This window comes from Pseudomonas sp. Emmai, from assembly GCF_055179735.1.
In genome coordinates, this window is record NZ_CM143685.1 from 4,744,177 (window position 1) to 4,757,903 (window position 13,727).

General features: G+C 57.6%; 12 protein-coding genes and 4 pseudogenes. 11 read left to right on the top strand and 5 right to left on the bottom strand.

Translation table 11 applies throughout. From position 1 onward, the window contains the following. Positions 1-19 precede the first annotated feature (19 nt). Positions 20-307, top strand: coding sequence for a hypothetical protein (locus ACY4LX_RS21890; RefSeq protein ID WP_463257827.1), 288 nt, complete (start codon positions 20-22; stop codon positions 305-307). Between the two features lie 46 nt (positions 308-353). Here ACY4LX_RS21890 and ACY4LX_RS21895 read toward each other — a convergent pair whose 3' ends face one another. Further along, the gene (locus ACY4LX_RS21895) at positions 354-734 is read right to left on the bottom strand and encodes a RidA family protein (RefSeq protein ID WP_463257828.1); all 381 of its coding nucleotides are present in this window, start codon (positions 732-734) and stop codon (positions 354-356) included. A 267-nt stretch (positions 735-1,001) separates the two neighbouring features. On the opposite strand from ACY4LX_RS21895, the gene ACY4LX_RS21900 reads away from it, so the two are divergent. Both ACY4LX_RS21900 and ACY4LX_RS21905 read left to right on the top strand, forming a co-directional pair. Continuing rightward, positions 1,002-1,136, top strand: a complete 135-nt coding sequence (locus ACY4LX_RS21900) for a hypothetical protein (protein WP_463257829.1) — start codon at positions 1,002-1,004, stop codon at positions 1,134-1,136. Further along, the gene (locus tag ACY4LX_RS21905) at positions 1,133-1,447 is read left to right on the top strand and encodes a DUF7693 family protein (RefSeq protein WP_463257830.1); all 315 of its coding nucleotides are present in this window, start codon (positions 1,133-1,135) and stop codon (positions 1,445-1,447) included. The genes ACY4LX_RS21900 and ACY4LX_RS21905 overlap by 4 nt, the downstream gene beginning before the upstream one ends. Here the strand turns inward: ACY4LX_RS21905 and ACY4LX_RS21910 are convergent. Next, a complete protein-coding gene (locus ACY4LX_RS21910; RefSeq protein ID WP_463257831.1) occupies positions 1,438-2,769 on the bottom strand; it encodes an aminotransferase-like domain-containing protein in 1,332 nt (443 codons plus the stop codon). The genes ACY4LX_RS21905 and ACY4LX_RS21910 overlap by 10 nt on opposite strands. 84 nt (positions 2,770-2,853) lie before the next feature. Here ACY4LX_RS21910 and ACY4LX_RS21915 point away from each other — a divergent pair, with 84 nt between their 5' ends. The 7 genes and pseudogenes from ACY4LX_RS21915 to ACY4LX_RS21945 all read left to right on the top strand — a co-directional run bounded on the left by ACY4LX_RS21915 (position 2,854) and on the right by ACY4LX_RS21945 (position 9,555). After that, on the top strand, positions 2,854-3,750 hold the full coding sequence (locus ACY4LX_RS21915) for a DMT family transporter (RefSeq protein WP_463257832.1): 897 nt from the start codon (positions 2,854-2,856) through the stop codon (positions 3,748-3,750). 107 nt (positions 3,751-3,857) lie between these two features. After that, positions 3,858-4,370 (top strand): annotated as a pseudogene (locus ACY4LX_RS21920) (P-loop NTPase family protein); the annotation flags it as partial. A gap of 24 nt (positions 4,371-4,394) precedes the next feature. Then, positions 4,395-4,754, top strand: coding sequence for a DUF7079 family protein (locus ACY4LX_RS21925; RefSeq protein ID WP_463260630.1), 360 nt, complete (start codon positions 4,395-4,397; stop codon positions 4,752-4,754). Between the two features lie 64 nt (positions 4,755-4,818). Further along, positions 4,819-5,730 carry a hypothetical protein gene (locus ACY4LX_RS21930; protein ID WP_463257833.1) on the top strand — a complete coding sequence of 304 codons (912 nt, stop codon included), beginning with the start codon at positions 4,819-4,821 and terminating at the stop codon, positions 5,728-5,730. A gap of 462 nt (positions 5,731-6,192) precedes the next feature. Next, complete coding sequence (locus tag ACY4LX_RS21935) at positions 6,193-7,593, top strand: amino acid permease (RefSeq protein ID WP_463257834.1); 1,401 nt, start codon at positions 6,193-6,195, stop codon at positions 7,591-7,593. Positions 7,594-7,681: 88 nt separating this feature from the next. Further along, positions 7,682-8,782, top strand: a complete 1,101-nt coding sequence (gbdR, locus tag ACY4LX_RS21940; RefSeq protein ID WP_463260631.1) for a choline metabolism transcriptional regulator GbdR — start codon at positions 7,682-7,684, stop codon at positions 8,780-8,782. Between the two features lie 449 nt (positions 8,783-9,231). Continuing rightward, positions 9,232-9,555 carry a hypothetical protein gene (locus ACY4LX_RS21945; RefSeq protein ID WP_463257835.1) on the top strand — a complete coding sequence of 108 codons (324 nt, stop codon included), beginning with the start codon at positions 9,232-9,234 and terminating at the stop codon, positions 9,553-9,555. A gap of 291 nt (positions 9,556-9,846) precedes the next feature. Here ACY4LX_RS21945 and ACY4LX_RS21950 read toward each other — a convergent pair. The 3 genes and pseudogenes from ACY4LX_RS21950 to ACY4LX_RS21960 form a co-directional block, all read right to left on the bottom strand. Then, positions 9,847-11,276: pseudogene (locus tag ACY4LX_RS21950) on the bottom strand (IS1182 family transposase). A gap of 148 nt (positions 11,277-11,424) precedes the next feature. Then, positions 11,425-12,087, bottom strand: a complete 663-nt coding sequence (locus ACY4LX_RS21955; RefSeq protein WP_463257836.1) for a hypothetical protein — start codon at positions 12,085-12,087, stop codon at positions 11,425-11,427. Positions 12,088-12,320: 233 nt separating this feature from the next. After that, positions 12,321-12,740 (bottom strand): annotated as a pseudogene (locus ACY4LX_RS21960) (transposase); the annotation flags it as partial. A 22-nt stretch (positions 12,741-12,762) separates the two neighbouring features. Between ACY4LX_RS21960 and ACY4LX_RS21965 the strand changes: the two are divergent. Then, positions 12,763-13,602: pseudogene (locus tag ACY4LX_RS21965) on the top strand (RHS repeat-associated core domain-containing protein); the annotation flags it as partial. Positions 13,603-13,727 lie beyond the last annotated feature (125 nt).

Sequence of the window (13,727 nt, forward strand, 5' to 3'; positions counted from 1 at the left end):
TGATACAGGGGGACATGGCATGACCGGAAAAACAGCGCGCCACTGCTCGTCATGGGGCCTTCCCTTCCTGCTCGCCATCACCCTTGCGCTGATAGCGGGATGTGCCGGCCATCGCCATTCGACCTCAAGCGTCGGCTCAAGCTGCTATGCCAAAGCGCTACCCACATCCGGCGAAGGCGGCCTGGCCTGGGGCGACACCTTGAGCATGGCGCGGCAAAAATCCCTGAATAACTGCATGCGCTATGCCGGCCGATCCGGTGGCACGCCGAGTACTTGCCAGGTGGTGTTGGCGCAGTGCAAGAAATAACTGGCGGCGGCCGCTGATTCAGCGGCGCCACCGGGTCACTCGCCAATCAGGCTTTGGCCGCCATCGCGGTCACTTCCACCCGCATCCCTTCGACGGCCAAAGCAGCCACGCCAACCGCGGCGCGGACCGGCCACGGCTTGGCGAAGAAGCGCTTGTACACCTCATTGAAAGCGGCGCGGTCGGCCATGTCAGTCAGGTAGATGGTCAGGTGCAACACCCGATCCATCGAACTGCCCGCGCCCTCCAGCGCCACCTTTAGCGCCTGCAAGGTGCATTCACTCTGTTCGATGATACCGCCCAGCTCCAGGCTGCCATCGGCGTGGGTGGGAATCTGCGTGGAGACTAGCAGGCCGCCAAAACCGGCGACGTCGGAGGAGATGGAGTCTGCGTCTGGATCGGGGGTGAAAGCGATGTCTTGGTTTGCCATGAGGTTCTCTTATTCGAGGTGAGAAAAGGCTGCCAGTTTACAGCGCATCGACGGCTTGTTCGCAGATTGGCGCAAAAAGCGCGCCTCGACCACTCGTCGGCCAGTGGCCCTGAACTTTCTGACGGCGTGATGCTACCCGGCCGGTTCGGCGAGACCTGCTCGTCAAACCCGGCGCCCTGCTAAGAACATGGAGCACTTCAGACACCATGGCACGCGATGTATATTTCACACATTCGAGCCATCAACCCATGGCTAAAGAGGATGTACATGAAGTTCAAAGACACCCCGTCTCCCGCTGGCCGTTCCACCACAGGGCTGAAGCAGGACGAGTTTACGCAACAGCAGAAAGCGATCGTGCGGTTGCGCAGCAATGTCATCAAGTCCCCGGCAGACGAGGAATGACCGCTCAGCGCCCTGCCCTGACCGCCCGCGAGGTGTGCCAGTTATTGCGCGATGCAGCCTTGGGCACTCGCGCTTTGCAGTGCCTCGACACATTCTGCGCTTCGGGCCAGGTAATGGTTGATATCGAAGGCTGGCGCCTGACCCTCGACCTCGACGGCAATCATTTGCGCCACTGCCAAAACTGCCAGAGCCCGGACGGCCGCGAAGTCACTTTCGAGTCCTGGCATCGTTACGGCACCGACCCGGTCAGTTTGCTCAGCACCTGGGAATTGGCGCAGATCGAGCGCTTGCTGGCGCCGGGCTACGCATAAGCTCCAATCACCCACTTCACTTTTTCCAGGGCCAAACGCAGCGCGCCCATGTCGGCAGAACCCAGCGCCAGGCGGATGGCGTGCGGAACATGGGCCGACGTCGCAAACGGCTCGGCGGTCGACACCGACACCTGCTCACGCATCAGTTCCTTTACGATCTGCTCCGCCCGCGCATCCTCGGGCAGCGGCAGCCACAGAAAATACGACGATGGATGCCCCACCCACGGCAGCCCCGCCAGCACCTCGCGGGCCATCGATTGCCTGGCTTGCGCGTCCAGACGCTTTTGCGCTTCCAGCTGTGTGACGGTGCCGTCATCGAGCCACGTGCTCGCGATGGCGGTCAATACGCCCGGGGTGTTCCAAGTGGTCGCCCGAATCGCTCGTTCCAGGGCGGGCACCTTTTCGGCGGGGGCGGCAATGAAGCCCACGCGCAGCCCGGTGGCGACACTTTTCGATAACCCGGACACGTAAACCGTGCGCTCGGGGGCCAGGTACGCCAAGGGTGCCGGCGGGTTCTCGGCCAGGAAAGCGTACGCCGCATCTTCAATGATCAGCAGGTCATGCTGGCGCGCAATCGTCACCAGGGCCTCGCGTTGAGCGGCATCCATCACCCATCCCAGCGGGTTGTGAATCGTGGGCATCGAATACACGGCCCGCACCCGTCGCTGGCGGCACAAACGCTCCAGCGCCTCCAGATCCGGACCGTGCTCGAGCACCGGAATGGGCAGCACTTCCAGGTGCAGCGACTCGGCCAACACCTTGAACCCCGAATAGGTCAACGCATCGGCGGCAATCACATCACCGGGTTGCAGCAGCGCCATCATCGTCACCGCCAATCCATGCTGGGCACCGCTGACCACCAGCACCTGTTCAGCCTCCACCGTCAGCCCTCGCGTGCCCAGATGCCGGGCGATCGACGCACGTTCATGCGTACGCCCCGCGTGTGGCTGGTAGCGCAGCAACGACTCAAGATCGCCGGACGACGCCAGTTGACGCAGCGCACTGCGCAGCAGGTCGGCTTGCCCGGGAAGCGACGGATAGTTGAAATTGAGATCGGTCATGCCCACGGCAACGACTTTCTGATCCATCCCCAAACCCGGCGGCAACGAGGTTTCGCGCACGAACGTGCCGCGCCCCGTTTCCCCGCTGACCAGGCCCATGGCTTCAAGCTCGGCATACACCCGCGAGGCGGTCACCAGCGCGAGCCCTTCCGTGGCCGCCAGTTGGCGGTGGGTCGGCAAGCGCGTGCCCGGCAACAGTTTTCCCGACCTGATGTCAGCCGCAAAAGCATCCACTAATGTTTTGTACCGTGAGCGAGGCATACGGAAATGTATCCATGACGATTTTTTGATTGTAGTGATTTTCGATCATACGATGGATCACGGCACATTGAGTGGGACCTCATCATGGAACAGACATCGAAGCTGCAAAACCCGGCCACGGCCAAGACCACGAGCGGATGGCTCAACGGACTGATCGGCGTCATCATCTTCAGCGCCTCGTTGCCCGCGACCCGAGTGGCCGTGCTGGAATTCGATCCGGTATTCCTCACCGTTGCCCGGGCGACCATTGCCGGACTTCTGGCGCTTTGCTTGCTGGTGCTGTTCAAGGAAAAGCGCCCCGCCAGACATCAACTGCTGCCCTTGGCCATCGTCGCCATCGGCGTCGTCGTGGGGTTTCCGCTGCTGACCGCGCTGGCGTTGCAGTACGTGACCTCGGCACATTCCATCGTCTTCGTCGGCCTGTTGCCGCTCGCCACTGCGGTGTTCGGTGTGTTGCGCGGTGGCGAGCGTCCACGGCCGGTATTCTGGTTTTTCTCAGGACTGGGCAGCCTGTTGGTGGTGGGCTTCGCGGTGTCCCAGGGGCTGACGGCCTCCCCTACCGGCGACCTGCTAATGCTGCTGGCGATCATCGTCTGCGGCCTCGGTTATGCGGAGGGCGCGAAGCTTTCAAAAACACTGGGCGGCTGGCAGGTGATCAGTTGGGCACTGGTGCTGTCGCTGCCGGTCATGGCGCTGCTGAGCGTGTTCAAGGCCCCGCCTTCGTTCGCCACCATTTCTACACCGGCATGGCTGAGCCTGGCGTACGTATCGATCTTCAGCATGTTGATCGGTTTCGTCTTCTGGTATCGCGGCCTGGCCCAAGGCGGGATTGCCGCGGTCGGTCAGCTTCAGTTGCTGCAACCGTTTTTTGGCCTGGCGCTGGCGGCTACGTTGCTGCATGAACAGGTCAGCCTGGGCATGCTTGGGGTGACGGTGGCGGTGATTCTTTGTGTGGCGGGGGCGCGAAAGTTTTCGAGATAGACACACGGCGCAGTCCTCCACCCGTATGAGCAACAACCGAGGCTGTCCATTGTTCTTTACCCCTGCGGATGGGATAGCATTGCCCGTTTTCGGCAAGGGAAATGCTGATGCAGCGCATCGTGATACTGGGCAACTCGGGGAGTGGCAAATCGACCTTGGCGCGTGAAATAGGCAATCGTCTTGATTTGCCGGTGGTCCACCTCGATACGTTGTTTTGGGAACCCGGTTGGGTCGAAGCGGATACCGATATTTTCCGCGCACGGGTTCGGCAAGCCGTCGCCGGGGACGCCTGGATTTGTGAAGGCAATTACTCCACAAAGACCTTCGCGTTAAGGCTGCCCCGGGCGGATCTCATCATCTGGCTCGATACACCGCGCACTACCTGCTTGCGGCGAGTCATTCTGCGCAGCGTGCTGAACCGACCACGCGCCGATCTTCCGGCAGGCTGCACCGAGAGGCTGGACAAGGAATTTTTCGGTTTTCTGAAGTATGTCTGGGATTTTGACCGCACGAGACGCCCCCGCACCGAGGCTTTACGCCTGGCCATCGGGCCGCTGATTCCGGTTGTTCACCTTCGAAGTGCTGCGCAGATTTCCGGTTTTCTGGCTGGCCTGAATCGACGTAGCGCTGGAGGAACTGGCCCATTGGGACAACTTCCAACTGCTGCTGAAAGAGCGAACATTCAGATCGCGCTGGCCGAGGCGTTTGTCGACAGCGCCGTCGATTACGCGTTTATCGCTGAGCGAATCCGCGGCTATGACCTGAACGTCGTGGAAGACATCCTCTACTCGGAAGTCGCTCCGGTATGTTTCAGCAACCTTGAAACGCCTGTCCCCCCGATCTGGACAGGCTTCAAGGACGAATGGCTATTAAGTGAAATTGAAACGACACTGCAAGCGCGGGCACGCAGTGGTACGCGCCGCGCAGTGGCCAAATTGAAAATCGCCTGGCTGCGCTATAGCTACGGTTATGTCTGGAAAGAAATCATGAGATTCATCGACTGAAATCCTCAAGGGCTCTGCCTGATTCGTCGGGATAAGCGATTACTTCAAGAGCATGAATTGATCCATGGAAGATGACTTCTATACCCGGTACATGCGCTTTCAGACACCTGACGCCGCCATTGCCCCACGCGAACAGGCGCCGATGCTCGCTCAGGAGCTAGCCTGGGCGCAGCAGCACGCGTCCATGCACCGCTTCAGCTGGATCACCGTGATAGTGCCGCCGCTGTGCTTGGGTCCGGTTTTGCCGGGCATCGCGTTTGTAGTGGGCCTGTTGCTCTATCGAACGTTATTCGCCTCCGACCTGGATATCGACGGGATCGTCGGCGCGTCCTTTGGCTGGCTCGCGCTCGCGACGCTGCTGTTCATGGTTGCCTGGGGGTTACGCAACTTCCTGCGCGACACCCACGACCCGACCAAACGCTACTGGCAATCCATGCCGGATCAAGGGCTGGTCGAGCTTGAGCGGCATACGTTGATATCCGGTTTCAGCCTGTGGTCCAACGACTATGATCCGGACTGCAACGCCATCATGCGCTGGAGCAACGGCAAGCTTGAAAGCGTGCAAGACAGCGGCGTGGCGCAATGGCTCCTGGCCAAGACCACGGCGGGCCACTGGCTGGTGCTCAAGGAACAATATCCGGGCGACTTCAGCTACGCCCGGGTCGGGAAAATGCCCTCGCCGGACAAGCACATGCAACCCGGCCAGCAATTGGCGATCGCCTTCGCCCCCGGCACCAACCTCCCCCTCGGCCGGCGCTTCAGCGGCGCACCGCTACCCCTGATCGACACGCCGTATTGGATGTCCGCCGAAGAGCTCAAGCGCCTTGTCGAGGTGGCTCATCACTGGACGTTTTTTCCGCCGGATCGCTACGCCGTGGTGAATGACCAGGATGCCGGGTGGGTGCAGCGGTTGGTGGACAAGGCGCAAGCCAGTGTCGGGCCACAGCCGGAGTTGCGCGCGCCGACGGTGGTTTAGTGATGTGGGGTTGGTTGGGGGATTACGGGCTTTGTGATGGGCGGTAATCGGCCACTAGCTGCCAACGGCTTTCGACTAGAAGCGGAAGTTCATCAATGATCACTTTTCACCCCATTGCTGCCAGTGGCGTAATTGCGTTTGGATGTTTGTTAGTAGAACACTCCGCGAGCCGGGAAGATCGCCTGAGCTTCTCCGTGACCCATGGGTCTTCAACACGACCTCCCGGTATTCGCGTGTCGATATCAGACACGATCTTGGCGCAATCAGGCTACTGAATCGTCGGGAAGGCCGGCTAAGGTGACGTGTCTTCGTATCAAAATAACCCCACTCAAATCATGGGGTTGATAAGAACTGCGGCGGTTGGACAGGCCTCTTTCGGGAGTTTCTGCAGGCAACGATGGTGATCGATTGTGTGCTCGGTCAATTTGCTTAAATGTCGATCAGCAGAGAACAAAAAAACCAATGATTAGCCCGAACTCCATGGATTCGAGTAGCCAATTGGCGCAGGGCTTCAAGCCTCGTCACGTCACAATGCTGTCCATCGCCGGGATTATCGGCGCCGGTTTGTTCGTAGGTTCAGGACACGCCATTGCCGCGGCAGGGCCGGCGGTCCTTCTCGCCTATTTATTTTCAGGTTTGCTCGTTGTTCTGGTCATGCGCATGCTCGGTGAGATGGCGGTGGCCAACCCGGACACCGGTTCATTCTCCACCTATGCCGACCAGGCCATCGGCCGCTGGGCTGGTTTTACCATCGGTTGGTTGTACTGGTGGTTCTGGGTTCTTGTGATTCCTATCGAAGCGCTGGCGGCCGGGCATGTGTTGAACCAATGGTTTGCCCAAGTCGATGCCTGGCAGTTCGCGTTGGGCTCGATCATTGCGCTGGTGGTGACCAACCTGTTCAGCGTGTCCAAGTATGGTGAATTCGAGTTCTGGTTCGCCATGGCCAAGGTCGTGGCGATCATCGGTTTTATCGGCGTCGGTTTTGCCGTGTTGGTGGGCTGGGTGCCCGATCGGGAAGTCAGCGGGTTGAGCGGACTGATGGCCGAGCACGGCGGATTTGCGCCCAACGGATTGTCAGCGGTAGTCGGCGCGTTCATCACCATCATGTTCAGCTTCATCGGTACTGAAGCGGTGACCATTGCGGCCGCTGAATCGAACGACCCATCGCGAAACATTGCCAAGGCCACGCGTTCGGTGATCTGGCGTATCGGCGTGTTTTACCTGCTGTCGATCTTCGTGGTGATCTCCGTGGTGCCTTGGAACGATCCGCTGCTGGCCTCGGTCGGCTCTTATCAGCGCGCCCTGGAAATCATGAATATCCCCCACGCCAAGTTCATGGTCGACATCGTCGTCCTGATCGCCGTGGCCAGTTGCATGAACTCTTCGATCTACATTGCCTCTCGGATGTTGTACTCGCTAGGCCGGCGTGGTGATGCACCGAAAGCGTTGAAGGCCACCTCCTCGGAAGGCGTGCCACGGGCCGCTGTAATCGCCAGCACCGTGCTCGGCGCGTCGATCACCGTGTGGAGCTACTTCATGCCCGCTGGACTGTTCGAGTTTCTGTTAGCCAGCTCTGGGGCGATTGCCTTGCTGGTGTACCTGGCCATCGCGGTGTCGCAGTTGCGCATGCGGCGGATACTGCGTCAGCGCAACGTCGAACTGACCTTTCGCATGTGGCTGTTTCCATGGCTGACCTGGCTGGTGATCGTGTTCATCTGCGCAGCGCTGGCGGTCATGATGATCACCCCGCAACATCGCACGGAAGTTACCACCACCATTGGCCTGGCGTTGGCGATTTCTCTTATTGGTCTCGCGACGTCGCGCCATCCCACGCCGGTGGCGAGGGTCACGTCGGTGGGGTAGGCGTTTACACCGAACCCAATACTCCCTTCACGAATGTCGGAGGGAATGACAGACGCCTGCGTCGCAGACCGATTTTTATGAGGACATGATGTCATCGCTCCCTTCCGTGGCCGACGGTACGACCCAATCCGTCGGGTTTCTGCTGTTGGACAAATTCACCCTCATGTCTCTGGCGTCCGCTGTCGAGCCATTGCGCATGGCCAATCAACTGACGGGACGAACGCTGTATCGCTGGCATACCTTCAGCCCCAATGGAGCGGCGGTCTGGGCCAGCGACGGCGTGCCGATCACGCCGGATGCGTCGTGGAGCAATCCCTCCGTGGCGGATACGGTCATCGTCTGCGGCGGTGTCGGCATCCAGAGCTCGATTACCCAGGAGCACACGAGGTGGCTGCAAGCGTTGGCGCGACAGTCTAAGCGCTTGGGCGGGGTGTGCACCGGTAGCTGGGCTCTCGCCAAAGCCGGGTTGCTCGATGGCTACGAGTGCAGCGTGCATTGGGAGTTTCTGGCGGCCATGCAGGAAGCTTTCCCGCGCGTAAGCGTCAGCACCAGTCTCTTTACCCTCGACCGCAACCGTTTCACCAGCTCCGGAGGCACCGCGCCGTTGGACATGATGCTGCACCTGATTGCTCGTGATCATGGTCGTGAACTGTCCAGCGCTATCTCCGAGATGTTCGTCTACGAGCGCATCCGCAACGAGCAGGACCATCAGCGCGTGCCGCTCAAACATGTGATCGGCACGCACCAGCCCAAGCTGCAAGAAGTCGTGGCGTTGATGGAAGCCAATCTCGAGGAACCGATCGACCTGGATAATCTGGCGGAGTATGTCGACCTGTCACGTCGACAGCTGGAGCGGCTGTTTCAGAAGTACCTGCAATGCACGCCGTCGCGCTACTACTTGAGGTTGCGGCTTATTCGAGCGCGCCAACTGCTCAAGCAGACTTCTTTGTCGATCGTTGAGCTGGCGTATGTCTGCGGTTTCGTCTCCACACCGCATTTCTCCAAATGCTATCGCGAACACTTTGGCGTGCCGCCCAGCGACGAACGCTCAGGTTCTGAAATGAGTCGTAAGCAGGCAACGCAGCTGTCACCGGTCAAACCGCTGACAACGCTCGATCAGGCAAGGAATGAATCGACGTTTGCCAGTGTTCGAATGATAGAGCGTGCCGATCTGGCATCAACGGGCTGATCGATTGATGGGCTCAGCCAAAAGCTTACCTATGTGGCTCCACCAATCGCGCAAGATCGCCTTACCTGTCCGGGGGTTTGTATCGTCGAATTGCCGGGTTGAGCTCGGGCGAAATTTCCGGGCAAGGTCTTCGGAAGTTTCCTTCAAGTTGTGGCGGCTTTGGTGAACTGGTGCGCGGTGAGTTCGATCGGTAGGCTTTGGTGGTCGCTGCATATTCAGTGACAGGGTGTAGGAACCCTTCAAGACTTTTAAGGTGACATTGGCGTCGATGCTTGATTGCGGCCGTTGAATTGCGTCCGTAAGATTCGTTGCGGCGGCTGTGTGCGGGCACGCTTCGGTGTGGTCGAGTTTCGCCTTAAAAGTCTCGATATTCCTACCCTGCACATAGCTGCCACCCTAACCTGTAGGAAGGTGGATGGCAGTTTCCATCACACTTTTAAGGTTCGAAAATGACAACACTGCATCCCGATCCACCCTACGAAAAACCAGTTCCCCACCCCGAAAGCCGCTTCATGGCGCTCACCAACCATTGCGACGACATGCCGACCTTGTTCGTCGACACCCGCGCGCCGCTCGATGTTTTGTATGACGCTGCCAACTACCGAATCCGCGCGGTCACCCAAGTGCTGGAGAACCTGTCCATGCGCAATTCCATCGAATGTGAATCCTTCATCCTCAGCGACTTTGCCCTGCTGTGCGCCATACCGTTGCGCGATGGCTGCGATGTGCTGGATGTGATTGGCCGGCGGTTACGAGCGATGCCGTCGGAGTAGCCTGATGACCCTTCCCATGCTTTGTGTGGGAAGGGTCATGGTGGACAGGTTGGTTGTTTTTGGGTTGACTAGCTGCCGCTCTCTGAGGACAGCAATCGGTCAATAACTGCTTGTCACGATAGGCAGCAATCGACCCAGAGTGTGTAAAAACGCTCATAACCTGATCGTCTTGAGCCATTGACGTTCGTTGGCTGAGCGATCGCACGGTCAATGCTTCGAGTCGCATCGGTCGCGACCTAGAACACGTAACGCTGTTTTTACAGCCTCTGGGATGGGCCAAAGCCAGCCTTTTTATGCCGACAGCGCCTTCATTAAACCGTTAGCACCAATGATTTTCATGACCCGTTTCAAGTTGTAGGCGAGCACATTCAAGCTCATCTCCGCGCTCACCCCAGCCAGCTTTCGTGTCAGGAAGTGCGTTGCACCCATCCATTGTTTGAGCGTCCCGAAGGGATGCTCAACAGTCCGTTTTCGGACGCGCATCATCTCCGGTGCTTTGCTCAGCCGAAGCTGCATTTCCTCCAATACAGCTTCATGCTCCCAGCGTCGCACTCGTCGTTCCGTGCTCGGGGTGCATTGCGACTTCAACGCGCAGCCCTGGCATTTCGAACTCCAGTAACGATGCAAATTCAGGCCTTTTTCAACGTAGGAGTAGTGCCAGACCAGCGCCTCGCCAGCCGGGCAAATGTATTCGTTTTTTGCCGCGTCATAGATGAAGGCATCGTTATTGAAACGCCCGTCAGCCTTGGCTCCAGAGGTCATCGGTTTGGGCACATAGGCGGTGATACCGGCATCGTGACAAGCGAGGATTTGTTCGCTTTTGAAGTAACCTCGGTCCGCCACTACCGACAACGTTTCTGACGCCATCGCCTCGCGGGCTTGCTTAGCCATCGAGCTGAGTTGATCGCGGTCGGAACCAACGTTGGTCACCTCATGCGCAACGATCAAATGGTGCTGCGTGTCGACCGCTGTCTGCACGTTATAGCCAACAATTCCCGTGCCGCGCGTCATCATGGATCGGCTGTCTGGATCGGTCAGTGAGACCTGTTTATCCGGTGATTCATTGAGCTGGATTTCGATCGCCTGAAGCTCCTTCATTTGAGTTTTGAGCTTGGCGATTTTCTCTTCCAGCCGCACGGCACTGGGCTCGGAAGATGGAGGTTCTTGCCGATCGGCAGCATCGAGTGCTGCCAGGTAACGATTGATACTCGATTCAATTTCTTCCATGCGCCGTTTCAGTTTGGCGCTGGTGAAATTGCGGTCGCGGTTGTTGACGGCTTTGAACTTACTGCCATCGATCGCGACCAGATTTTCTCCGAATAATCCCAACTGCTGACACAGCACAACGAACTGGCGACAGACGCCTCGAATGGCCTTGCTGTTGTCCTTTCGGAAGTTGGCGATGGTCTTGAAATCCGGCATCAAACGTCCGGTCAACCACATCAGTTCGACGTTGCGTGGGCTTCTCGCTCCAGGCGTCGGCTCGACTGGATGCGGTTGAGATAACCGTAGATGTAGATCTTCAACAAGACCGAGGGATGGTAAGCAGGTCGGCCAGTGTCGGCTGGAATGACACCTTCAAAACCCAGATTGACCAGGTCGAGTTCGTCGACAAAGACGTCGACTACGCGCACCGGATTGGTATCGCTGACGTAGTCGTCGAGGCTCTCGGGAAGTAAGGTGCCTTGGCCTCGATGTTCACCTTGGATAAAGCGCTTCATGGGCGATCCTTGCGATGAAATCCTCAGAAATCATAGCAAAGGTTCGCGGAGGCGTTTTTACACACTCTGGACCCATTGCGGCCATTCACGGCAGTCATTTATTGGCCAAAACTTGCCCATTTTTAGGCCCCGAGCACGAAATGGACAATTAGCGCATCCAGGCACGAAGAGCTTCGAACTCAATTGGGTTCGGATGGCGCAGTCGGGCGGCTAAAGATTCCTCTTCTTCTTGAGAAATGAAAGCTTTGACAATTTTCGGGATACTTCGAGGCCCAGCCTGGTAGTTCATGGCAACACACTGTCGACTGAAAAGAGCCTCAAGAAGTGCATAATCTGCGGGTAGTAGAGCCGATTGGATCAATGCCACTTCACTTTTCAGTGCAACACTGAAGTCTGCTTTAGGCGGTAGCCAAGATAGATCTCTAGCGACGCGCACGTATTCCCTTGTCACGAACGAAGAGATATCGGCATGGGCAAGTGGGGATGGCTGTGCAAAATGAAGTACCTGAGCAATCCCCGAAGCGCCGTTTTCCAATCGAACCACGCAGTAAGGCTCACCACCGCCTGTAGCCGCAAAGGGAAGAAAGGTTCGACCTTGCTGGTCATCAGGATTAAGCCACTCATTGATTTCTCGCTCGGCCTGTTCGGCATCAAGCCATATAAAATCTTCAAGGCTACTCAGTGCTGCCGTTGCTGGATGCGTATGTGCTATTCCCATGAGAGTCGCGAGGCGTTCAGGAAACTCAATGTCTATATTGCGCGCAAGCCTTTGAAAGGCCTCTACAACCGCAACGTCTTTTCCATAATTCAAAGTGACAGGCTCTCCGCATCGTTAGCAGGGCGTTTGAAATTTCGGAATTCATCTCAGCTTTCCGGCCGTTTTCAAAACGCATCTTAGGCTGTTTATGCGAGTCCCAAAAGGCGAGAGGTTGCGGACTGGCGGTGCCAATCACTCTGAATAGAATGTCCGCTGCTGGCCGATTGCTGCCTTCGTTTCCATCCCATCACAAAATCGAAAACGCCGCTCATTGAGCGTAATGCTGTTCACTTAAGCGGAGCAGCCTTACGGTCCACTGGAAACCGGGTCTTTGAGATCTTCACCGTCCTTGGCCTCGAAGGCCTGGGGCGGTGATCCAGAAATAGTCCTCCAATACCTGCCCTTAGCTCTGCCAATCGCCTCCCTGTCGCTGAAACCGGGTTAGCCGCTGCCATGACGATCAGTTGGACGGCAATGTACTGGCAGGCCGGTTTGAAACGGATGTCCGAGGGGGCTCGGCCAAACGCCACCACCGCCTGACTGGCCTCTCGACGAATCACGTTGTAAGCCAGTAAAAGCCCCCACACTTCTTGATAGATCAGCTCGATTTTTTTGCTGCGCAAGGTCATTGCGTTCTGTTGCATCGAACTCTTGATGTCCCTGAAGCCCAACTCGATCTCCCAGCGCTCCTGATAAAGCTTGGCAACGGTCTTGGTGGTGTAGGTCTTGGCTGGCACCCACTACGATTACGATGAGCGCGGTAACCAGATCCAGCGCTGGCATAACGGTAACCGCAGCGATTTTCAATGGGACCTGTTTGATCGACTGGTGCATTTCGAAGATGCGCGCCTAGCGGTGGACTACTCCTACGACGCTTTGGGTCGACGCTTACACAAGAATTCCTGCGCGCACTACAAACAGCGCCCCGAGGCTTGTTCTCAATGGAACCAGAACGAGTACGCCCGTAAACAACGCGAGTTTGGATGCGGTTTGACTTTGTATGGTTGGGACGGTGACAACCTAGCCTGGGAGAGTAGCCCGGCTCAGTTGGATGGAGATACGGGACGCACCGTGCACTATATCTTTGAGCCGGGCTCCTTCGTGCCTGTGGCTCAAGCGCTGCGGCATAAAGCTATTGATTTGCCAAGACAGCCCGAGTACAGCGGCGATTACAGCTTTGAAGAAGATCCTCTGTGGAACCAGGTCGTTACCGCACAACCGTTCGATGTTTTAGCTTGGTATCAGTGCGACCATTTGGGTACACCCTTGGAACTAACTGACCAACATGGTGACATTGCCTGGAGTGCTCAGTACAAAGCGTGGGGTGAAGTACGCGAACAACGATCCGCATCTGCGCTGCAACAAGGATTGACCAACCCGATTCGGTTTCAAGGGCAGTATCACGACCACGAAACGGGCCTGTACTACAACCGGCATAGGTACTACGACCCTGAAACCGGGCGCTTTGTCTCCAAAGATCCTATTGGATTTGCAGGTGGTATTAACCTTTACCAATTCGCCCCCAATCCGATTCAGTGGATTGACCCGCTTGGTTTGGCGAAAAAGCCTCCCTCAAAATTAGCGCTCAAGGATGGTGATGGGGCAAGTCCTCAAGATATCGCTGCGAGTAAAGCAGGTGGGGGGGATCGAAAAGGCCAAAGCAGTTGCCGTAAAAAGCTGGTTAAGAAAAGTAA